The sequence below is a fragment of the Aquitalea sp. LB_tupeE genome (assembly GCF_013391415.1).
In the GTDB taxonomy this organism is placed as follows: domain Bacteria; phylum Pseudomonadota; class Gammaproteobacteria; order Burkholderiales; family Chromobacteriaceae; genus Aquitalea.
The window spans coordinates 77266-97806 of the sequence record NZ_JACAXB010000028.1; the positions used below are offsets into that span (position 1 = coordinate 77266).

The window sequence follows — 20541 nt, forward strand, 5'->3', positions numbered from 1 at the left end:
GTCATGAGCCTGTCTCTTTTGTTTTGACTGCCAGTGATTGCTAGGGCGTGGCTAGTGCCGGATACGGAAGCTGCGCTGGCCGTTTTCGCCGTTGATGACTTCACCTGCCAGGGCAATGCGCCGGTCGTGCAGATAACGGTAGTCGCGGCGACTGGCCTCAAGTTGCTTCAGGTCCAGTGCCACACGCAGTTGCTGAGGGTCACGGCCACAGCTGGCTACCACTTCGCCAAAGGGGTTGATCACCGCGCTTTCACCAGCAAACTGCAGGCCGTCGCCACTGCCGCAGCGGTTGGTCATCACTGCAAACAGCTGGTTTTCCATGGCGCGCGCGGTAATCGCGGTACGGTGTACCGGGCCGTAGGGGTCCATATTGCCGTTGGTGACAATCAGCAGGTCGACCTCTTGCTGCGCCAGCGCGCGGGCGGTTTCCGGGAACTCGATATCGAAACAGATCAGGATGCCGACGCGCAGGCCTTCCCACTCGCAGCTCAGCAGTGCATCGCCGGGGGTGAAAATGCCGTGGTCCGAAGCCCACAAATGGGTTTTGCGGTAAGCCAGTGCCACGCCCTGTGGGGTAATCAGAGCCGTGGTGTTGTAAAAGCGGCCTGCATGCGCTTCGGCAAAACCGATGGCGATGCTGATGTTCTTGTCGTGTGCGGCCTGCTGGATAGTGCTGATGGCCGGGCCGGCTATGGGCTGGGCCAGGTTGGCGATATTGTCAGCGGTGGGAAAGCCGCTGAGATAGGTTTCCGGAAATGCCAGCAGGCGGGTATCCGGGCCGCAGCGGGCGATGGCGTCCAGGGCGCTGGCGGTGTTGGCCGGGATGTTGCCATCCACGCCAGGCAATTGGGCCAGTTCTACAATCATGCTGTCTCCTTGGTTGACTGTTGTCACACTACAGTGCAACAGCGACCTCACGCGGAGGGAAGTGCTGTTGGCAAGTGGCTAAGCGTGCTAGCTTGATAGGCTGTCAGCGCAGGGCTCAGTATCGGTCCCTGGTCAAAGTATGAAAATTACATCAAATGAGTAACCAGATTGGGGTAGTCGTGGCTGTGGAAATACAGGATATCGCCTGGCACCGCACGGTGGGGCGTTTGATCGATCAACTTGATAAACCGGTATTCTGGCCCGCCTTGCTGGGTGTGCTGGCCGATTATGTGGCCTTTGACAGCTGGGTGGTGCTGCTGTTTTATCCGGATCGACCGCCCTCCGTGCTGGCCGAACAGGCCATGTCGGATGGTGGTGTGGACACACTGTTTCAGGATTATCTGCAGGGCCTATACCAGCTGGACCCGTTTTATGTCGCCAGTCTGGAGCACCGTCATGCCGGGCTATTGCGGCTGGACGAGGTGGCGCCGGACCGCTTTCCCTTTACCGATTACTACCAGCGCTATTTCCGCCTGAACATTGTCGAGGATGAGGTGCAGTTCAACCTGCCCTGCGAGGATGGCAGCACACTCTGCCTGTCGCTGGGAGCGGGACGGCGTTTCAGTCCGCAGCAGATGGCCACGCTCAGCCTGCTACAGCCATGGGTTCTCGCCCTGATGCGCCATCGCCTGCATTTCGAGCAACTGGCAGCCAGCAAGCCTGTCGTGCTTGCTCCGCAGGCAGCCCCGCTTGGGCTGGAGGGGCAGGGCCTCACCCTGCGCGAGAACGAGGTGGCCCAACTGATGCTGGGTGGTCATTCCAGCAAGGCCATTGCCCAACGCATGCAGATATCGGTGGAAACCGTGCGCGTGCACAAGAAGCATCTGTACAGCAAGCTGGGCATCAATTCGCAATCCGAGCTGTTTTCGGTGTTCCTGCGCGCCAGCCGGGCGTGAAAAAGCCTGCGCGCGGCAGGCTTGGTGTGACAACGGGTTTGCTTACTGGATGATGCCGCCACCCAGGCAGATATCGCCGTCGTACAGCACGGCAGACTGGCCCGGCGTCACCGCCCACTGTTTTTCGCGGAAGGTGAGGGTGGCCTGGCCATCCACCACTGGCGACAGTGAACAGGCGGCATCGGCCATGCGGTAGCGGTTCTTGGCGGCGTATTCGCCAGCTGCCGGTGCACCGTTCAGCGTCCACGACAAATCACTCATTGCCAGCGTGGGCTTGAGCAGCAGCGGGTGATCATGCCCCTGCACCACGATCAGCTTGTTGCCCGGAATGTCCTTGCCGGCAACAAACCACGGTTCCCCACTGCCATCCTTGCTGCCGCCTATGGTCAGGCCCTTGCGCTGGCCCAGCGTGTAGTACATCAGGCCCATGTGCTCGCCCACTACCTTGCCCTCTGCCGTCACCATCTGGCCCGGCTGGGTGGGCAGATAACGTTGCAGGAACTCGCGGAAGGGGCGTTCACCGATAAAGCAGATGCCGGTGGAGTCCTTCTTGGCCGCAGTGGGCAGCCCGGCTTCTTCTGCCAGCTTGCGTACTTCGGTCTTGCGGATGTCGCCCAGCGGGAAGATGGCTTTTGCCAGCTGGTGTTGCTGCAAGCGGTACAGGAAGTAGCTCTGGTCCTTGGTGTGGTCCACTGCCTTCATCAGGTAGTGCAGGCCGTCCTGTTCCATCTTGCGGGCGTAATGGCCGGTGGCGATGCAGTCGGCACCCAGTTCCAGCGCGTAGTCCAGAAAGGCCTTGAACTTGATTTCGGCATTGCACAGCACATCCGGGTTAGGGGTGCGGCCAGCCGAGTATTCCTTGAGGAAGTACGAGAACACGCGGTCCTTGTATTCCTTGGCGAAATTGACGATTTCCATGTCGATGCCGACGATGTCGGCCACACTCATGGCATCCAGTGCATCCTGCTTGATGGAGCAGTATTCGTCGTCGTTGTCGTCTTCCCAGTTCTGCATGAATACGCCGATGACTTCATGGCCCTGTTGCTTGAGCAGCCAGGCGGTTACCGACGAATCCACACCGCCGGACATGCCGACGACAATACGTTTCTTACCCGTCACGGGGAAAATCCTTCTTTCCAGAGAGCCAGGGGCACCACTACCGGTGGTTCCCCGAATGAGTTGAACCAGCTGTCCACCACCCATTCCTGGCTGGTGTCCTGCTCGGTGATATGGCTGGCAAAGTGTTGGGTCACCAGCCAGCGGGTGCGTCGCACAATGGGGTCGACCCGGTGAAAATGCAGCCAGCCCTGTGTGGCCAGAAACTGCAGGAAGGCTGAGTCGTTATGGCTGTGATCGATGCAGTCCATGCGGCCATCGGCATCGTTGTCGAAGCGGTCGCCACCCTTGTCGTGCCACAGCGGGCTGTCTTGTGCCGACAGCCAGTACAGGGCCTGGACGGCACGCTGGATCTGGCTGCGTTCGGTACTGGCATCCTGCGGATGCTCGAACAGCCGGGCCAGCCAGTCGCGGGCTTCTTCGGAAATTTCCACTTCCAGCTGTTTGGCGCAGCCGTAATCATAACAGAGCTGCAGGGGGTCCGCATGCAGCGTCCCGGCGGCAAGCAGCATGCCAAGCCACAGGCAGCGGCGCAGCAGCAGGTGAAGGTGGCGCAAGGTTTCCTCCCTTGCCGCCAGCTTCAGGGTTGATGATGAATCAGATCCAGGGCAAAACGTTGTCCCAGCCGGTAGTCATCCAGGCATTGCATGACAACCGGGCTGCGGTGTTGCGACAGGCGGGCGGCGATCTCATCGTAAGTAAGCCAGTGCGCGCTGACAATGCCTGCATCCAGTTTTTCTGCCGGATGATGTTGCACCGCACGCGCGGCAAAGGCAAAACGCAGCCAGGTAATGTCGCTGTCCGGTTTGTCCACCATGTAGATGCCCACCAGGTGTTGTAATTCCACCTCCCAGCCGGTTTCCTCACGTGTTTCACGCAAGGCGGCGGCAAACAGGGTTTCACCGTGTTCCAGATGACCGGCTGGCTGATTGAAGCGCAGGCCTTGCTCGGTTTCTTCTTCCACCATCAGATAGCGACCATCCCGTTCCACGATGGTGGCCACTGTGGTATTCGGCTTCCATTGCATGTGAGTGCTCCTAATCTAATTGACAATCGTTATTATTTGAAAATACCATACAGAGAATTATTCTCATTCAAGGTTTGTGCCATGTATGTCTGCTTGTGCAATGCGGTAACCGACAGCCAGATCCGTCAGGCAGTAGAAGACGGTGCCACGCGCATGTGCGACTTGCGGGCAGAGCTGGGCGTGGCTTCCGAGTGCGGCAAGTGCGCCTGCTGCGCCAACCAGCTGCGCAAGGAAACCTTGCAGCAGATGAGTGCTTGTCATCCGGGGCGTGCTGCCGCCTGAGTACAATTTCACTTTTCCAGTCTGCTGCCAGCATGGGCAGCACAAAAAAAGGGGGCCTTGGCCCCCTTTAGTGTTTGTGCCGACTGCTTATTTGCCGGCACTGGACTGTTTCTTGGCTGCCGGCGCCGAGGCATCGGGCGCCGGGTCTTCCTGCTCTTCCCATGGCAGGGCAACCTTCTTGCTGTTGATGGTGAGATTGCCGCCCTTGTAATTCAGTTGGGTGGAAATCTGGCCCTTGTCCTCATTGATGAATTTTTCATCCTTCCACTGCGTCAGCTGGTTATCCAGCAGATTGCGCGCCAGGTCTTCCACTTCACCCATATTCGGCTGTACTTCCGCGCTCTGGTCCACCATGAACAGGGTGCGTGCTTGCGCCACCACCAGGTTTTCCAGGGTCTTGCGCGGCAGGCTTAGTCTGGCTTCCACTTCAAAACGCTTGAGGAAGGCGGTGGAGTTGTTCAGGTCGGCCTGCTGCAGTCCGTTCAGCCCCAGGCTGCCTTGCAGTGTGGTCTCACCGCTGGGCATCTTCAGGTAGAAGTCGTTGATCACCAGCTTGGGATTGTTGGTGAGCAGCGGAATGCCGGTGTGCTTGATGGTGTCGATATACTGCTTGCGCAACACTGCCGGGTCCACACCTTCGAACGGAATCTGGCTGATGGCCTGATCCAGTTTCAGCAGGGTGGGGCCGTGCAGGTGGTTGGCCGACACATCCAGCCGCATCGGGCCGTAGTGCTGATCGTTGTAGTTGAACTCGGCAAAATCCAGCTTGCCGCGGGTGTTGACGAATTCGTCCTGCTCGCTGCTGACAATCTGGTAGCGGAAGTTCTTCAGCGATACCGCTGACGGTTTGAATTCACCGGACGGATTGATGAATTCACCCACCCGCATGCGCGTCATCAGGTAAACCAGTTCGTTCAGCTTGATGCTGTAAGGAACGCTGTCCTTCCAGTTCAGCTGCACATTGCCCACGGTCAGTTCGCTGGTGCCCAGCTTGATGCCGGTGGCACCAGGGCGGATGTCGGAGACATAGCGTACGCCGTCAAAGGCCAGGCTGCCCTTGCTGGAGGCTTCCAGCAAAAAGCCCGGCGAATTGGCTTCGGTCTTGTATTCCTTGTAGCCAGAGGCATAGTCCAGCTTCAGGTCGAAGCCTTTCCATTTCATCTTCACGCCGGACAGTGCTTCTTCGTAGTCGAAGGAGGGCACATTGATGTTCAGCTCACCACCACCGCCAAAGCCCAGCCGGTTGACGATGGTGATCGGGTCCTTGTCGCCAAAGAAAGTCTTGAGCGTTTTGCGGGTGGCATCGCTCATGGCAAATTCCGTGGTGACCAGTGCCCGGGCCGGACGGAAATCCAGGCTGGACAGGCCGGGGAAAGGGCCATGCTTGATGTGGTTGGTGAACTTGATGGTGGAGTTCAACAAGGGCTTGAAGTTGTCCGGCAGCATGCTTTCATACGGCCCGGACAGGCGGCGGTTGAATTCCAGCTCGGTGGTTTCGGTGGAAGAGAACCAGCCGCGGTCGTAGCTGTGAGACTTCACCTTGAATACGGGCAGGCTGGCCAGCATCTTGTACTGTTCTTCCAGCGTGTCTTCGGCCTTCATGCCGGCCCAGAAGGCAGCCGCGCCATTGAACACCAACAGGCCACCCAGGGTGGCTCCCGCAATAATCAGACGTCGTTTTGGCAACACAAGCGTTTTTCTGAAGGGTGTGTGGAATAAGGCCCTATGGTACACCATGCACGCCGCAAGTCGAATCTTAGAAAACACCCTGACACTGTTATGTCTATTGGTTAAAATGGAGGATTGCCCATTTACAAGGTTGTTTGCCCGCATGTTTTGGCTTAACGGTTTGCTGGATCTCCCATGGTGGGGGTATATCGTCGTTGCGCTGGTGCTGACGCACATCACCATTGCCTCAGTCACCATTTTTCTGCACCGCCATCAGGCGCATCGTGCGCTGGACCTGCATCCGCTGCCCAGCCATTTCTTTCGTTTCTGGCTGTGGCTGACCACCGGCATGGTGACCAAGCAGTGGGCTGCCATCCACCGCAAGCATCACGCCAAGTGCGAAACCCCGGAAGACCCGCACAGCCCGCAGATACTGGGTATCAAGAAAGTGCTGTGGGAAGGCGTGGAGTTGTACCGCGCCGCCTGCAAGGATCAGTCCATCATGGACAAGTTCGGCCACGGCACACCCGATGACTGGATTGAGCACAAGCTGTACACGCCACACTTTGGCAAGGGCATCTTCCTGATGCTGGCCATCGACCTGTTGCTGTTCGGCCCGGCCGGTCTGTCGATCTGGGCAGTGCAGATGGTGTGGATCCCGTTCTGGGCGGCCGGGGTCATCAATGGTCTGGGCCACTGGTGGGGTTATCGCAATTTCGAGAACGAAGATGCGTCCACCAATATTTTCCCCTGGGGCATCATCGTGGGTGGTGAAGAGCTGCACAATAATCACCACACCTTCGGCACCTCGGCCAAGCTGTCGTACAAATGGTACGAGTTTGATATCGGCTGGATGTATATCCGCCTGCTGGAAATCTGCCATCTGGCCAAGGTACGCCGGGTAGCGCCGCGTCTGGCACAGGATGCCAGCCGCCCGCAGCTGGACCTGGAGCATCTGCAGGCCATCATTTCCAACCGCTACGTCATTGCCGCACGTTATGCGCGCGAGCTCAAAGAGGTGTATCGCAAGGAACTGGAGCAGGTCAGCCTGCCCGATATGGACGATCTGTCACGCAAGATGAAAATCTGGCTGAAACAGGACGCCAAGGACACGCCAGCCAGCGACAAGGCGCAACTGGAACTGTTGTTGCAGCACAGCCCTACGCTGACAACGGTGTATACCATGCGTCAGGAGCTGTGCCGCTTGTGGGAGCGCTCCTCGCTGACGCGTGAGCAGCTGTTGCACGAGCTACAGGACTGGTGCCAGCGGGCCGAGCAGTCCGGCATTGCCGCGCTGGAGCGCTTTGCCCTGAATTTGCGTACGACCGCCGTGGCCTGAGGTGTTTGGCCTGACACAAGAAAAACCCGCCGTTCTGGCGGGTTTTTTTACGGCCAAACTAGGTGGCTATTCGGTAATGCTCTGGTTCCAGTAGGCCTGCTTGATGTAAGGCATGGCGGTGAGTTGGGCGGCAATTCCTTCCAGTACCGCTGAGTCGGCCGAAGTCGACAGCAAGGTGGCGGTGATTTCCACATCGTCATCACCAAATGGCTCGACATTCACATCGCCCAGCGGGTACTGCGCCCGTTCCAGCAGCGCGTCTATCATGGAGAAAGCCAGCTTTTGCTGTTCTTCGTCGCTGATCACGCATAGCTGGTAGGTGACTTCGCTGTGCTCATCATCTAGCGGAGTGCGGTTGATGGAATTCACCACCGGGCGCAGCAGGGTGTTGGCGGCCAGCACGAAGATGGCATCCAGTAAGGCCGCATCCAGCAGGCCTGCTCCGGCGCAGGCACCGGCAGCGGCCGACCCCCACAAGGTGGCGGCGGTATTCAGCCCGCGTACATTCAGGCCTTCCTTCATGATGGTGCCGGCACCCAGAAAGCCGACACCGGATACCACATAGGCCACCACATGGGTGGCGCCTTCATTGCCGCCCAGCCGCATGGCCAGATCAACAAAAGCAGCTGCGCCCACGGCAACCAGGGCATTGGTGCGCAGGCCGGCAGTACGCTGACGAACCTGGCGCTCGTAACCGATGGCCGAGCCCAGCAAAAAGGCAGTGACCAATGCGATGAAGGAATGGGTAAAGACAGAAAAATCGAAGTGCATGCAGCCTCCTGTTGTTATGGTCTGGTGCAGGCGTATGTGTAACAGCTGGTGATTGCAATCTGATGCAAGCACCAGCTGTCATGCAAGGAGAGGGCAGGACCATGGCGTCCTGCCCGGGTATTACAGCATGGAGGCGACCACCTTGTAGATCACCATGCCCATGGCCACCACCAGATAGCCACGCAGCACGGCCATCCACAGCTTGTTACGCTGTGACAGCACCAGCGGGGGCAACTGGTCCAGCGCCGGCATGCGCCAGGTATGCATGTGATGCAAATCCACCTTGCGTGCCTTGTGATGCGGAACCTGGCCCTTTTCCATTTCTTCGCGGGCATGCAGCACATTCACCACGATGGCGATGATCAGGCCGATCACGCTACCACCAATCAGGATATTGCTGATGGTTTCGCCCGACATGTCGGGGAAGATCACGGCTGCTGTCAGGATGATGGACAGCAGCACCAGTACCGCCACGATGATGGCCGACAGTACATTGAAGACGCGACCATTCACCCACGGCCCCAGTACATCCTTGTCATTGCACAGCAACAGCAGGAAGACGGTTGCGCTGGGCAACAGCACGCCAGCCAGGGTTTGCACGGCATTGGTCAGCATACCCAGCGGTACGCCCGGAATCAGTACCAGTGCGGCAGCCAGCACGATCAGACCGCAATACATGGCATAGAAGCCCTTGGCGTCACCTGGCTTGCGGTGCAGCGAGTGTTTCAGGCTCAGTACATCGCCCAGTGCATAAGCGGTGGACAGCGATACCGCCATGGCGCCGATGATGCTGGCGTCAATCAGGGCGATGGCAAACAGCGTACCGGGCAGGCGGCCATAGTATTTGGCCAGGCCATTGGCGACTGCGCCGGCATCCTGGAAATTGCCGAACTCCGGATGACCCATGAACACCTGGGCGGTGAAGGCAATCATTGCCACCGCACCAATTACCACCAGTGCGATGCCCAGCCACAGATCGGCGCGCTCATAGGAGATGAAACGCGGGGTGATGCGCTTGTCGATCAGATAGCTTTGTTGGAAGAACAGCTGCCACGGTGCCACGGTGGTGCCGACAATGCCGATGATCAGCAACATCACGTCGGCCAGCTTGCCGCCTGCCGGCATTTGCGGGACCAGAAAATCATGTGCCACCTGGGTCATGGGCGGGTGCACCATCACTAAAATGGGTACCAATAGCAGGCTGCCGGCTACCAGAATCAGCGAAAAGCGCTCGAAGCGGCGGAAGTCGCCGGTGCTGGCAGATAGCATGATGAATACCGCTGCCAGGCCCACGCCGATGATTTTGGGTACGCCCAGAAAATCCATCCCCAGGCTGATGCCGATGAATTCGGTGACGATGGTCAGCGCATTGAGCAAGAACAGGTCGATGGCGCTGAATGCACCCCAGAACTTGCCAAAGCGTTCCAGAATCAGCCGGGCATGGCCCACGCCGGTGACAGCCCCCAGGCGCAGCACCATTTCCTGATTCACGTACAGGACCGGAATCAGCAGCGCCAGCGTCCACAGCAGTGAGGTGCCGTAGTTTTGTCCGGCCTGGGCATAAGTGCTGAAGGCGCCAGCGTCGTTGTCGCCCACCATCACGATGAGGCCGGGGCCGAGAATGGCCAGCAGGGTCTTGAATTTGGCCATCCAGCCATGGCGGGCATCGGTGTCGTTGTGACGGATGGTGCCCAGCGCGCCGCGGATGTCTCCGATGTGGGCGCTATCCAGTACGGCGGTGCGGTTATCTTGTTTGGACATGTGTTACTCCCTGAAACTGTTACTGCATAAGCATTCTGGTGCGGTCCGACGGCTCGGATCTGCCTTTCAGGGGGTATGGATGTCTGGTCTCATGGCAGGCATGAAACGCGAGATATCCAGGTATCCTGCTGGCTTGTCGTGGCGAGGTCGGTACGGCAATACGGCGTGGCACAAGGGCCGGGTCGGGGAGGTCACACAGAGGTGAGGCGGGAGGAGAAGGGGATGTCAGTGGCGATAGGGCATCCTCATCGTACTGCTCGCCGTCATGCTGCTCTGTGCGACCGCGCTACTGGGGTAGGGGTCCATGTTGGTCCTTTTCCTGGTTTTGGTATCTGGCGATGCCGGTCAATCACTGCTTGCCGGACGTTGGCGGGCAGGCAGTCTCAGGCCTGCTTGCGGCCGTGCAGGGCGATGCGCAGATGGCGGTACAGCCAGCTCCACACGCTTTCATCGCGGCAGGCAAATTCATAGTGGTCCGGCTGTTGCCGGGTCTGGTTCTGTTCTGTGGACAGCAGCATTGCGTAGTGCATGATCAGGCTCCTGAAGTGGCTTCGGGCGCTGCCTGATGGTGTCGGATGCAGACGGATCAGGCATTACCCTTGAAAAATCTCATGGGCAAAGAAGGACATCGATCACTGTCTGATGGCATGGCGGCTCCTTTCTCGTCTGTGGCCTGGTCGGGCGCAGAGGCTGCGGAGTCAGCAACGCAATGCGGCATCTGGCTGCAAGCGCAAGCAAGGCGACAAGCCATGGCTTAGCGAGAGCACAATGCTGCATGGGCAACTGGTAGGGCGGGTGCACGGGGGTGAAACAAAGGGGGTGAAGCAGATGCGCACCATCTTGATCTGACAAGACGGCGGCGGGGGAATACGGCGCAGGTCTTGGCGGATCAGCTCAAAACAGTTTGTTGATGACTGGGGCAGTCCAAGGCAGTAGACCTGAATTAAAAAGATGCGCGGATTCTAGTCCTCGCTGTTTGCGGGTGTCAATCGCGATTGACGGCTTTTTGTGCCATTGCAGCAAAAAAGTTCCGCGATTGTGCCACAAACTGCCTCACAGGCCTGCTGTTGCCGTTTTTAGGCTGGCATTGGCGCAACTGGCACGGTGCGGGGCATGGGGATAAGCGCATGTACCCAATGCGCTTTAGCGGTAGAATCGGCGCTTTCCCACCTTGCAGCAAAGGAAGCAGCATGAGCATCTATCGTCACAAGCAGGGCGCCCGTCTGGCTGAAGCCGCCGTGTGCAACGGCATGATTTTCCTCGCCGGTCAGGTGCCGGAAAACACCGACGCCGACGCCCAGGCGCAAACCGCCAATGTGCTGGCTCAGATCGACACCCTGCTGGCGGAGCTGGGTTCGGACAAGAGCAAGATTCTGGATGTCACCATTTTCCTGGCCAGCCTGGCCGACTACGATGCCATGAACGCTGCGTGGGATGCCTGGGTGCCGGCTGGCAATGTACCGGCGCGTGCCACCGTGGAAGCCAAACTGGCCAACCCGGCATGGAAAGTGGAAATCAAGCTGGTGGCTGCCAGCTAACATCGGTCAGCAATGATCCGTACACACATGAAAAAACCCGCTGCGGCGGGTTTTTTCATGTGTGAGCGTTGTGCTCAGAAACTGCCTGTGTAGCGCAAGGTGTCGGCCACCGGCTTGCCAGCGATGAAATCGCTGCAGGCCTGCAGCACGCTATCAGTCAGGTCGGCGCGCTGCGCGCTGACCGGCAGCACCGGCAAGCTGCGCATCCAGGTCAGCTGGCGCTTGCACAACTGGCGGGTGGCGGCCACGCCGCGTTCAATGAATTCCGCTTCGCTGCACAGCCCGTCCAGATAGTCCCAGGCCTGGCGATAACCCACGCAGCGCATGGACGGCAGGTCGGGCGTGAGTGCCGGGTAGTCCTGGCGCAGGCGGCGCACTTCACCCAGAAAGTCCTGCTGCAGCATCAGGTCGAAGCGCTGGGCAATACGCTGGTGCAGCCAGCTGCGCTCTTCCGGCACCAGCGCCAGCGGCAGGCAGTGAAAGTCAGCCGCCGCTTCTTTGCCACGAGCAATCAGGCTGGACATGGTCTGGCCGCTGAGCAGGCAGATTTCCAGCGCACGGTGAATGCGCTGTGCGTCATTGGGGTTGAGACGGGCGGCGGTGTCCGGGTCCAGCACGGCCAGCCGGGCGTGCATGGCCGGCCAGCCAATGCGGCCGGCTTCGGCGTCCAGTTCGGCGCGCAGTGCCGGGTCGGCTTGCGGCAGGTCGGACAGCCCTTCCAGCAGCGCCTTGTAGTACAGCATGGTGCCGCCCACCAGCAGCGGCATATTGCCACGGGCGCGGATTTCCGTGATCAGGCGGTTGGCATCGGCATGAAACTGCGCGGCGGAATACGTTTCCAGCGGGCTGATGATATCGATCAGGTGGTGCGGGCAAGCGGCCATTTCGTCCGGCGTCGGTTTGGCGCTGCCGATATCCATGCCGCGATACACCAGGGCCGAGTCCACACTGATGATTTCCACCGGGAAATGGCGGGCCAGCGCCAGCGCGAGGCCGGTCTTGCCGGAAGCGGTGGGGCCCATCAACAGAATGGCGTCGGGTGTGTGTGACATGGTGTGGTCTTTGCACTGGCTGGGTCTGGGGCGCGATTGTCGCACAGCTGCATCCGCCCCGGAACCGCTTTTACCGGTGTTGTGCCAGCAGGCTGGCAGCGTAGCTGTCCAGCTGTTGCAGGATGGCTTGCTGGGCCGGTGTCAGTTCGCGTTCCCGTACGGTGGCCATTTCCTGCTGGAACTGTGCCAGGCTGCGTCCGCCCACGCCGTCTTGCAACTTGTGCCGGCACCAGTCGTGCCAGCGTTGGCTTTCTTCATCTGACAGGCTGGCCGGGAAATTGCGTGCGCGGTAGCGGAACAGCAACTCACCCAACTGGGCATCTTCAAAAAAGGCCATTTCACCGGTCAACTGGGCGGCGGATTTCTGCCGCAGCTTGTTCAGCACCTTGCGGTCGTTATTGCTGACAAAACCGCCGTACAGATTTTCGTCCACATCACGCGGCTCGCCCGCTTCGCGGCGATACACCTGCCGCCAGCTGTGGGTGAGGTCGGGCAGGGTGGCGGCGCTGGCGGCATGTTGTCGGATCTGATCCATGTTTATGCCCCAGTGGGCAGCGCGATCCTCGCTCAGCACCTTGGGATTAGCCACGACAAACGGTGATTTGTTGATGTGGATGGTTTTGAGCGGCAGGCGGGTGACGCCTTCCGGCAGATCTTCCGTGCGCGTGTAGATGCGCTGGCGGATGTCGTCCGCACTCAGGCCGCGCAGCATGGCCGGGTCGAAGGCCAGGTCCCACACGATGACTTCATTGCCGTTGGTGGGGTGCTGGGCCAGCGGCCAGACCATGGCCATATTGCCCCGCTCGGCACCATACATGCCGGAGATGTGCAACAGCGGTTGCGGCTTGTGCAGGTTCAGTTGGGCCTTCACCGCGTCTTTTTTGCGCAGGCTGAGGTAATAGTCGAACAGCTTGGGTTGCTTTTGCTTGATCAGCCGGGCCAGCGCAATGGTGGCGCGTACATCGGACAGCGCATCGTGGGCGGCTTCGTGCAGCAGGCCATTGGCAGCAGACAGGTGTTCCAGCTTGAAACTGGGGCGGCCGTCCTCGTGTTGCGGCCATTCAATGCCTTCCGGCCGCAACGCATAAGTGGCGCGCACCAGGTCCAGAATGTCCCAGCGGCCGCATTGGTTCTGCCATTCGCGGGCATAGGGGTCGATCAAGTTGCGCCAGAACAGAAAGCGGCTGACTTCATCATCAAAGCGCAGCGTGTTATAGCCCACGCCGATGGTGCCGGGGGCGGCCAGCTCGCGTTCGATCACGGCGGCGAATTCATGCTCGGCCACGCCTTGTTGCAGGCAGTGTTGCGGGGTGATGCCGGTGAGCAGGCAGGCTTCCGGCGCGGGCAGGTAGTCGGGGGCGGGCTGGCAGTACAGCATCAGCGGCTCGCCGATTTCGTTCAGCTCGGCATCGGTGCGTATCCCGGCAAATTGTGAGGGGCGGTCCTGGCGCGGTACTGCGCCGAAGGTTTCGTAGTCGTGCCAGAAAAAAGTATGCATGGCAGTATCGTCATGGTTGAACGAGGCGGAGGCTGGCAGTCTGGGGCAAGGCTGCCGGGCGGCGCAAGGGCTGGCGGCTCAGCCCTGATGGAAGCAGCGGCCACACACGGCGCGATAGCGCGCCTCGCCGCCTATCTCCACTTGCGGGCCTTGTACCACACGGCTGCCATCGGCATTGATGCGGATATGCATGGTGGCTTTTTTGCCGCAGGCGCAGATGGTCTTGATTTCTTCAATCTCTTCGGCGCGGGTCAGCAGCCAGGTGGAACCAGCAAAAGGATGGCCCTGAAAGTCCACCCGCAGGCCAAAGCAGATCACCGGGATATTGCGGGTGTGGGCCAGGCGGTGCAGCTCGCAGACTTGTTCCGGCGTCAGGAATTGCGCTTCGTCCAGCAGGATGCAGCTGATGCCAGCCCAATCCAGTGTCAGGAAATCGGTATCGCCAGCAAAGGTGTGGGCCTGACGCTGGATGCCCAGCCGGGAGGAAATCATGCCCACGCCGAAGCGGTCGTCAATGGCGGCGGTATACAGCGCCACCTGCTTGCCCATGGTTTCGTAATTGTTGGCAATTTGCAGCAGCTGGGTGCTTTTGCCGCTGTTCATGGCGGCGTAGCGGAAAAACAGTTTGGCCATACGGATTTTTTTCTGCCAGATAAGGTTCAGCGCCCGCGCATGAACAGATTGTCCAGGTCTTTCATGCTCAGCCGCGACCAGGTGGGGCGGCCATGATTGCACTGGTTGGAGCGTTCGGTGCTTTCCATGTCGCGCAGCAGCGCGTTCATCTCGGTCAGTGTCAACTGGCGGTTGGCACGTACCGCGCCGTGGCAGGCCATGGTGGCCAATAATTCATTACGCCGCTCGGTCAGCACCTGGCTGAGGCCGAATTCGCGCACGTCTTTCAGCACGGCGCGGGCCAGATCGACCGGATTGCCATCCTGCAGCCATACCGGCACACCACGCACAGCAATCTGGGTGGGGGACAGCGGGGCCAGTTCCACGCCTAGTTGTTTCATCTGCTCGCCATGCTCGTGCACGGTGGCCACTTCCATGCGGTCGGCGGCAAACGATACCGGCAGCAGCAAGGGCTGCATCGGGATGGTGTCGGCCTCCAGCGCGGTTTTCAGCCGTTCGTACACAATGCGCTCGTGAGCGGCATGCATGTCCACCACAATCAACCCGTCCTCGCACTGGCTCAGGATATACACGCCATGCAGCTGGGCCAGCGCAAAACCCAGCGGCGGAATGCCATCGCTGGCTTGCGGCAGGGCTTGCAACTGGCTGGGCGACAGCATGGCGGGCAGGGGGCTGGCTGGTAATGGTGCTTCCTCGGCCAGGCGGCGGCTTTCTTCTTCGCGCAGACCACCGAACATCTTGTCGTAAGTGCCAATGGCTTCGCGCGCCACATGCAGCGGCATGCTCTGCTGCTGGTAGCTGAAAGGCCGCGCCGGGGTGTGGCTGCTGCCGGATGCCGGCACCGGGCTACGCGGCGGAAACAGTGTGGCTTGCGGTTCGGTGCTATTGGCGCTGGTGTTGATATCACCCTGCGCCGGTACCGGGCTGCTGCTACCGGCGGTGGTTGCCGCCAGCGCCTTGTTGATGCTGTGAAACAGGAACTGGTGGATGGCCTGGCTTTCGCGAAAGCGCACCTCGATCTTGGTGGGGTGGACATTGACGTCCACTCCGGCCGGGTCCATCGACAGGAACAGCGCATACACCGGGTGACGGTCGTGATGCAGCACATCGCGGTAAGCCTGACGCAGCGCATGCTGGGCGGTTTTGTCGCGGACGAAACGACCATTCACATAAAAATACTGCGCGTCGCGGCTGGCCTTGGAATAGGTGGGAGAGCCGACAAAGCCGCTTAGCGTCATGCTGCCCGCCGCGGTTTCCACCGTGATGGCTTCGGCAATGAAGTCCTTGCCCAGCAGTGCACCCACTCGCGCCTGCATATCCTGGGCAGGCAAGCGCCAGATCACCTTGCCATTGTGACGCAGCATGAATTCCACCTGTGGATGCGCCAGCGCAATGCGCTCGAACGTGGCTTCGCAATGGGCGTATTCGGTGTTTTCACTCTTGAGGAATTTGCGCCGTGCCGGGGTGTTGAAGTACAGGTCCACCACTTCCACGCTGGTGCCGGGCGCATGTGCGGCGGGCTCTACCGGATGCAGTGCGCCGTCGATGGCGATGATCTGGTGCGCGTGCTCGGCAGCGTGCGGGCGACTGGTGAGGGTGAGGCGCGAGACGGAGGCGACACTGGCCAGTCCTTCACCGCGAAAGCCCAGCGTGCCCACCTGTTCCAGATCATCCAGCGAGGCGATCTTGCTGGTGGCGTGACGGTCCAGCGCCAGTGGCAGATCATCCGCCGCAATACCGCCGCCGTTGTCGGTCACGCGGATCAGCTTGATGCCGCCTTGGGCCAGGTCGACGGTAATCTTGCTGGCACCGGCATCCAGGCTGTTTTCCAGCATTTCCTTCAGGGCAGAGGCGGGGCGTTCCACCACCTCGCCTGCAGCGATCTGGTTGACCAGGTGATCAGGGAGCTTGTGAATGCGTTTCATAGGACAGGGATGATAATGCCGGACTGGCAGGAAGGGTAGGGCAATGATCCCGCCGGAGGTGGCGGGACCGGGCAATGCTTACTGGCGCTGTGCCGCGCGTTTGTGCCGCCAGAACTCGATGATGGCAGGCAGGAAGGACACAAAAATGATGCCGAAGATCAGCAGTTCCAGATTCTTGCGCACGAAGGGCAGGTTGCCAAAGAAATAGCCGGCGTAGCAGAAGCCGGCCACCCACAGCACCGCACCGGCCACGTTGTACACGGTGAACTGGCGATAGCCCATGCTGCCGATACCGGCCACAAACGGGGCGAAGGTGCGGATGATGGGCACGAAGCGGGTGAAGATGATGGTTTTACCGCCGTGACGGTCGTAAAAGGCGTGCGTCTTGGCCAGGTATTCCGGCTTGATCAGGCGCGGAAAGCGTTGCAGCAGCCGTGCGCCCAGCAGTTTGCCGATGGTGTAGTTAACGGTATTGCCGAGGATGCCGGCCACGGTCAGCAGCAGCACCAGCATGTGCACGTCCATCTTGCCCATGGCAGCCAGCGCACCCGCGACGAACAGCAACGAGTCGCCCGGCAGGAAGGGCGTTACCACCAGGCCGGTTTCACAAAAGATGATGAGGAACAGGATGGCGTAGATCCATACGCCGTACTGGGCCACCAGCTGGGCCAGATGGACGTCGATGTGCAGGATGAAGTCGAGCAGAAAAGTGATGGCTTCCATGGGGACACCGGTTTGGTCTGTGGAGGATGAAAAACTGGCCGGACAAGCCGGCCAGTCATGACAGCAGATGCGGGGTCAGACTCAGACCACCGCTTCTTCTTTCGGTTTGGTCGGCTTGATCATGTGCTCACGGCTAACGCCCAGCCACAGTGCGATCGGGCTGGCCACCAGTACCGAAGAGTAAATGCCGAACACGATGCCGATGGTCAGGGCCATGGCAAAGCCGTGCAGTGCCGGGCCGCCGAATACCAGCATGGACACCACCATCATCTCGGTGGAGAAGTGGGTGATGATGGTACGGCTCATGGTGGCGGTAATGGCATTGTCGATGATGCTGGCCGTGGTCTTGCCACGCAGGCCGGGCTTGCGGAAGTTTTCACGGATACGGTCGAACACCACCACCGATTCGTTCACTGAGTAACCCAGCACCGCCAGTACGCCGGCCAGTACGGTCAGCGAGAATTCCCAGCGGAAGAAGGCAAAGCAGCCCAGGATGATCACCACGTCGTGCATGTTGGCGATGATGGCCGACACGGCAAAGCGCCATTCAAAGCGCAGCGCCAGGTAAGCCATGATGCCCAGACACACCAGAATGGCGGCGGTCAGACCGTGGGAAACCAGCTCCTCACCCACGCTGGGGCCGACAAAGTCCACCTTGCGCAGCTGTACGGTGCCGTCCTTGGCTTTCAGCAGGCTCATCACCTTTTCCGACAGCTGGGCAGAGGTGGTGCCCGGTTTGTTCGGCAGGCGAATCATCACATCGCTGCTGCTACCCAGGCTTTGCACGGTGGCTTCGCCCAGTTTCAGGCCATCCACGGTATCACGGATCAGGTTCAGGTCGGCCGACTGCTGGTACTGCACTTCCAATACGGTACCGCCAGTGAATTCAACGCTGTAGTTGAGACCACGGGTAGCCAGAAAGAACACGGCCAGAATAAAGGTGACCAGCGAAATTGCCGTGGTCAGCTTGCCGTAGCTCATGAACGGGATGTCCCGTTTGATGCGGAAAAGCTCCATTGTCTGTCCCGTCCTTATTTCTCAGGTTTCCACACCTGGCCAATGGCCAGCGAGGTCAGTTTGCGACGGCGGCCATACCACAGGTTCACCAGGCCGCGCGATACCAGTACGGCGGAGAACATGGAAGTCATAATGCCGATGCAGTGCACCACGGCAAAGCCGCGTACCGGGCCGGTGCCGAAAATCAGCAGGGCCAGACCGGCAATCAGGGTGGTGACGTTGGAGTCCAGAATCGTCGCCCAGGCATGGCCGTAACCGGCCTGGATGGCCGAGTGCGGCGGCACGCCATTGCGCAGTTCTTCACGGATACGCTCGTTGATCAGCACGTTGGCATCAATCGCCATACCCAGAGCCAGCGCGATGGCGGCAATGCCGGGCAGGGTGAGCGTGGCCTGCAGGATGGACAGGATGGCCAGCAGCAGGAACACGTTGACGGCCAGCGACAGGGCGGAGAATACACCGAACACACCGTAGTAAATCACCATGAACACCGCGATGGCGGCAAAGCCCCACAGCGTGGAGTGGAAGCCCTTCTCGATGTTTTCCTTACCCAGGCTCGGGCCGACGGTACGCTCTTCGATGATGTTCATCGGCGCGGCCAGCGAACCGGCGCGCAGCAACAGCGCGGTGTCATTGGCTTCAGCCGGGTTCATGCTGCCGGAGATCTGTACGCGGCCACCACCGATTTCCGAGCGGATGACCGGAGCAGTCACCACTTCGGCCCGACCTTTTTCCACCAGAATCATCGCCATGCGCTTGCCGATGTTTTCGGCCGTCACCTGACGGAAAATGGAAGCGCCGGTGGAATCCAGATTGATGTGTACCGCCGGGGCACCGTTTTCATCAAAGCCTGCTTGCGCATCGTTGATGTTGTCGCCGGTCAGTTCCACGTCCTTCTTCACCAGAATCTTGCTGTCGCCGCGCGAGGTGGCTTCGTCCAGCAGGTCGTAACCAGCCGGAATATTGCCGGCCAGTGCATCGCTGACCTTGCCCTGGTCGTCTTCCACCATGCGCACTTCCAGCGTGGCGGTGCGGCCAATGATGTCCTTGGCGCGGGCGGTATCCTGAATACCCGGCAGTTCCACCACGATGCGGTTGGGGCCGGCCTGCTGGATGATGGGTTCAGACGTACCCAGCTCGTTTACCCGGTTGTGCAAGGTGGAGATGTTTTGCTTGACCGCATCGCCCTGGATCTTGGTGACTTCTTCCGGCTTCAGCGTGGCAGTCAGTTTGTAATTGGCATCGTCGCTGTTGAGCACCAGGGTGGGCAGGGTGCGGCTGACCACAGCCTGCGCGGCCTTCAGGGTGTCGGCGTCACGCAGCTGCACTTCCAGCACATTGCCATTGCGCTTGATGGTGCCATAGCGCACTTGCTTGTTCTTCAGCTCGCGGCGGATGTCGCCGGCGTAGCGTTCCATGGTCTTGTCGATGGCAGCCTGCATGTCAACCTGCAGCAGGAAATGCACGCCACCGCGCAAGTCCAGGCCCAGGAACATGGGGTAGGCCTTCAGGTCGGCCAGCCACTGCGGCGAGGCCGGCAGCAAGTTGAGCGCAATGATGTAGCTGTCACCCAGCGCACGCTGGATGGCGTCCCGCGCCTTGATCTGGGTGTCGGCATCCTTGAAGCGGATCTTCAGGCTGCTGCCGTCCAGATAAAGACCGTCCGGGCTGATGTTCTGGGCTTTCAGAGCCTCTTCCACGCGGCCCATCAGGGCGGTGTCCACCGGAATGGACTGGCGGGTGCTGGAGACCTGTACCGCAGGAGTCTCGCCGTAGAAGTTGGGCAGCGTGTAGATCGTGGCAATGATCAGGGCTACCGCAATGACGAGGTATTTCCAGAGAGGATAGCGGTTCATGAGTGATATCGGAGGTAGGAAACGAAACTGGCCGTCACCCGTTATTACCGGGCTGACGGCCGTCCTGGGGAATTACAGGGACTTCAGCGTGCCCTTTTCCACCTTGCCGGTAACGGCCGGGCGCTGCACATTGATTTCCACGCCATTGGCGATTTCCAGGGTCAGGAACTGTTCGCCGGCTTTAACCACGCGGCCCAGAACACCACCTTGGGTAATGACTTCGTCACCCTTCTGGATTTCCGACAACATCTTTTGATGCTCTTTCATTTTCTTCTGCTGCGGGCGAACCATCAGGAACCAGAACAGTACGAAAATGACGATCATGGGCAGGAAAGACATGATGTCGAAACCGGCTGGTGCGGCACCGGCGGCGAAAGCTTTATCGATGAAGGGCATTGTTTGCTCCCTTGTTATTTAGGTGTTGTTGATACAAACCGGCCATTGTAGCCACGCTATGTGGGTTTTTCCAACCGTCGGGCATGTCTGACCTGTGCCTGACCGGCGCGGTTCCC

Annotated in this window: 20 protein-coding genes; 4 read left to right on the top strand and 16 right to left on the bottom strand. The window is 59.8% G+C overall.

Translation table 11 applies throughout. The annotated features are described in order from the left end of the window. Window positions 1-51 precede the first annotated feature (51 nt). Entirely contained in the window at window positions 52-867 is an 816-nt protein-coding gene (locus HWX34_RS14560; protein WP_178972920.1) for a carbon-nitrogen hydrolase family protein, read from the bottom strand. A gap of 155 nt (window positions 868-1022) precedes the next feature. On the opposite strand from HWX34_RS14560, the gene HWX34_RS14565 reads away from it, so the two are divergent. Then, window positions 1023-1823 carry a LuxR C-terminal-related transcriptional regulator gene (locus HWX34_RS14565; protein ID WP_218645196.1) on the top strand — a complete coding sequence of 267 codons (801 nt, stop codon included), beginning with the start codon at window positions 1023-1025 and terminating at the stop codon, window positions 1821-1823. Window positions 1824-1865: 42 nt separating this feature from the next. On the opposite strand, the gene mnmA is transcribed toward HWX34_RS14565, so the two are convergent. The 3 genes from mnmA to HWX34_RS14580 are packed head-to-tail and all read right to left on the bottom strand — an operon-like array spanning window position 1866 to window position 3966. Beyond that, window positions 1866-2942 (bottom strand): tRNA 2-thiouridine(34) synthase MnmA, encoded by a 1077-nt coding sequence (gene mnmA / locus HWX34_RS14570; RefSeq protein WP_178972921.1) that lies wholly within the window; start codon window positions 2940-2942, stop codon window positions 1866-1868. Next, window positions 2939-3496: a hypothetical protein gene (locus HWX34_RS14575; RefSeq protein ID WP_178972922.1), complete on the bottom strand. Its 558-nt coding sequence runs from the start codon at window positions 3494-3496 to the stop codon at window positions 2939-2941. Before HWX34_RS14575 ends, mnmA begins: the two co-directional genes overlap by 4 nt. 23 nt (window positions 3497-3519) lie before the next feature. Further along, the gene (locus HWX34_RS14580) at window positions 3520-3966 is read right to left on the bottom strand and encodes an NUDIX hydrolase (RefSeq protein WP_178972923.1); all 447 of its coding nucleotides are present in this window, start codon (window positions 3964-3966) and stop codon (window positions 3520-3522) included. Window positions 3967-4047: 81 nt separating this feature from the next. On the opposite strand from HWX34_RS14580, the gene HWX34_RS14585 reads away from it, so the two are divergent. Next, a complete protein-coding gene (locus HWX34_RS14585; RefSeq protein ID WP_178972924.1) occupies window positions 4048-4248 on the top strand; it encodes a (2Fe-2S)-binding protein in 201 nt (66 codons plus the stop codon). An 87-nt stretch (window positions 4249-4335) separates the two neighbouring features. Here HWX34_RS14585 and HWX34_RS14590 read toward each other — a convergent pair whose 3' ends face one another. After that, window positions 4336-5937 carry a YdgA family protein gene (locus tag HWX34_RS14590; protein WP_370459754.1) on the bottom strand — a complete coding sequence of 534 codons (1602 nt, stop codon included), beginning with the start codon at window positions 5935-5937 and terminating at the stop codon, window positions 4336-4338. Between the two features lie 142 nt (window positions 5938-6079). Between HWX34_RS14590 and HWX34_RS14595 the strand changes: the two genes are divergently transcribed. Further along, complete coding sequence (locus HWX34_RS14595) at window positions 6080-7255, top strand: fatty acid desaturase (RefSeq protein WP_178972926.1); 1176 nt, start codon at window positions 6080-6082, stop codon at window positions 7253-7255. A 66-nt stretch (window positions 7256-7321) separates the two neighbouring features. On the opposite strand, the gene HWX34_RS14600 is transcribed toward HWX34_RS14595, so the two are convergent. The 3 genes from HWX34_RS14600 to HWX34_RS14610 all read right to left on the bottom strand — a co-directional run bounded on the left by HWX34_RS14600 (window position 7322) and on the right by HWX34_RS14610 (window position 10317). Beyond that, window positions 7322-8026 carry an MgtC/SapB family protein gene (locus HWX34_RS14600; RefSeq protein WP_178972927.1) on the bottom strand — a complete coding sequence of 235 codons (705 nt, stop codon included), beginning with the start codon at window positions 8024-8026 and terminating at the stop codon, window positions 7322-7324. Between the two features lie 120 nt (window positions 8027-8146). After that, window positions 8147-9787 carry an NRAMP family divalent metal transporter gene (locus HWX34_RS14605; protein ID WP_178972928.1) on the bottom strand — a complete coding sequence of 547 codons (1641 nt, stop codon included), beginning with the start codon at window positions 9785-9787 and terminating at the stop codon, window positions 8147-8149. Between the two features lie 383 nt (window positions 9788-10170). Next, complete coding sequence (locus HWX34_RS14610; protein WP_178972929.1) at window positions 10171-10317, bottom strand: hypothetical protein; 147 nt, start codon at window positions 10315-10317, stop codon at window positions 10171-10173. Between the two features lie 660 nt (window positions 10318-10977). Between HWX34_RS14610 and HWX34_RS14615 the strand changes: the two genes are divergently transcribed. Then, entirely contained in the window at window positions 10978-11325 is a 348-nt protein-coding gene (locus tag HWX34_RS14615; protein ID WP_062788479.1) for a RidA family protein, read from the top strand. 74 nt (window positions 11326-11399) lie between these two features. Here HWX34_RS14615 and miaA read toward each other — a convergent pair whose 3' ends face one another. The 8 genes from miaA to yajC all read right to left on the bottom strand — a co-directional run bounded on the left by miaA (window position 11400) and on the right by yajC (window position 20425). Beyond that, window positions 11400-12377 carry a tRNA (adenosine(37)-N6)-dimethylallyltransferase MiaA gene (gene miaA, locus HWX34_RS14620; protein ID WP_178972930.1) on the bottom strand — a complete coding sequence of 326 codons (978 nt, stop codon included), beginning with the start codon at window positions 12375-12377 and terminating at the stop codon, window positions 11400-11402. Between the two features lie 70 nt (window positions 12378-12447). Beyond that, window positions 12448-13875: an exodeoxyribonuclease I gene (sbcB, locus tag HWX34_RS14625; RefSeq protein ID WP_178972931.1), complete on the bottom strand. Its 1428-nt coding sequence runs from the start codon at window positions 13873-13875 to the stop codon at window positions 12448-12450. Window positions 13876-13953: 78 nt separating this feature from the next. After that, window positions 13954-14508 (bottom strand): thymidine kinase, encoded by a 555-nt coding sequence (locus HWX34_RS14630; protein WP_178972932.1) that lies wholly within the window; start codon window positions 14506-14508, stop codon window positions 13954-13956. A gap of 26 nt (window positions 14509-14534) precedes the next feature. Next, entirely contained in the window at window positions 14535-16433 is a 1899-nt protein-coding gene (gene mutL / locus HWX34_RS14635) for a DNA mismatch repair endonuclease MutL (protein WP_178972933.1), read from the bottom strand. A 78-nt stretch (window positions 16434-16511) separates the two neighbouring features. After that, window positions 16512-17156, bottom strand: a complete 645-nt coding sequence (locus HWX34_RS14640) for a DedA family protein (RefSeq protein WP_045845179.1) — start codon at window positions 17154-17156, stop codon at window positions 16512-16514. An 81-nt stretch (window positions 17157-17237) separates the two neighbouring features. Next, a complete protein-coding gene (gene secF / locus HWX34_RS14645; RefSeq protein WP_178972934.1) occupies window positions 17238-18173 on the bottom strand; it encodes a protein translocase subunit SecF in 936 nt (311 codons plus the stop codon). Between the two features lie 14 nt (window positions 18174-18187). After that, window positions 18188-20029 carry a protein translocase subunit SecD gene (gene secD / locus HWX34_RS14650; RefSeq protein WP_178972935.1) on the bottom strand — a complete coding sequence of 614 codons (1842 nt, stop codon included), beginning with the start codon at window positions 20027-20029 and terminating at the stop codon, window positions 18188-18190. A gap of 72 nt (window positions 20030-20101) precedes the next feature. Then, window positions 20102-20425 carry a preprotein translocase subunit YajC gene (gene yajC, locus HWX34_RS14655; RefSeq protein WP_045845176.1) on the bottom strand — a complete coding sequence of 108 codons (324 nt, stop codon included), beginning with the start codon at window positions 20423-20425 and terminating at the stop codon, window positions 20102-20104. Between the last annotated feature and the right edge of the window lie 116 nt (window positions 20426-20541).

What these genes read in the sequence shown, in the direction of transcription:
- yajC (WP_045845176.1), bottom strand. Translation starts at nt 20,425, where the DNA reads ATGCCCTTCATCGATAAAGCTTTCGCCGCCGGTGCCGCACCAGCCGGT.
- HWX34_RS14630 (WP_178972932.1), bottom strand. Translation starts at nt 14,508, where the DNA reads ATGGCCAAACTGTTTTTCCGCTACGCCGCCATGAACAGCGGCAAAAGC.
- HWX34_RS14600 (WP_178972927.1), bottom strand. Translation starts at nt 8,026, where the DNA reads ATGCACTTCGATTTTTCTGTCTTTACCCATTCCTTCATCGCATTGGTC.
- secF (WP_178972934.1), bottom strand. Translation starts at nt 18,173, where the DNA reads ATGGAGCTTTTCCGCATCAAACGGGACATCCCGTTCATGAGCTACGGC.
- HWX34_RS14580 (WP_178972923.1), bottom strand. Translation starts at nt 3,966, where the DNA reads ATGCAATGGAAGCCGAATACCACAGTGGCCACCATCGTGGAACGGGAT.
- miaA (WP_178972930.1), bottom strand. Translation starts at nt 12,377, where the DNA reads ATGTCACACACACCCGACGCCATTCTGTTGATGGGCCCCACCGCTTCC.
- HWX34_RS14640 (WP_045845179.1), bottom strand. Translation starts at nt 17,156, where the DNA reads ATGGAAGCCATCACTTTTCTGCTCGACTTCATCCTGCACATCGACGTC.
- HWX34_RS14560 (WP_178972920.1), bottom strand. Translation starts at nt 867, where the DNA reads ATGATTGTAGAACTGGCCCAATTGCCTGGCGTGGATGGCAACATCCCG.
- secD (WP_178972935.1), bottom strand. Translation starts at nt 20,029, where the DNA reads ATGAACCGCTATCCTCTCTGGAAATACCTCGTCATTGCGGTAGCCCTG.
- HWX34_RS14595 (WP_178972926.1), top strand. Translation starts at nt 6,080, where the DNA reads ATGTTTTGGCTTAACGGTTTGCTGGATCTCCCATGGTGGGGGTATATC.
- HWX34_RS14605 (WP_178972928.1), bottom strand. Translation starts at nt 9,787, where the DNA reads ATGTCCAAACAAGATAACCGCACCGCCGTACTGGATAGCGCCCACATC.
- HWX34_RS14615 (WP_062788479.1), top strand. Translation starts at nt 10,978, where the DNA reads ATGAGCATCTATCGTCACAAGCAGGGCGCCCGTCTGGCTGAAGCCGCC.
- mutL (WP_178972933.1), bottom strand. Translation starts at nt 16,433, where the DNA reads ATGAAACGCATTCACAAGCTCCCTGATCACCTGGTCAACCAGATCGCT.
- HWX34_RS14565 (WP_218645196.1), top strand. Translation starts at nt 1,023, where the DNA reads ATGAGTAACCAGATTGGGGTAGTCGTGGCTGTGGAAATACAGGATATC.
- HWX34_RS14585 (WP_178972924.1), top strand. Translation starts at nt 4,048, where the DNA reads ATGTATGTCTGCTTGTGCAATGCGGTAACCGACAGCCAGATCCGTCAG.
- HWX34_RS14610 (WP_178972929.1), bottom strand. Translation starts at nt 10,317, where the DNA reads ATGCACTACGCAATGCTGCTGTCCACAGAACAGAACCAGACCCGGCAA.
- sbcB (WP_178972931.1), bottom strand. Translation starts at nt 13,875, where the DNA reads ATGCATACTTTTTTCTGGCACGACTACGAAACCTTCGGCGCAGTACCG.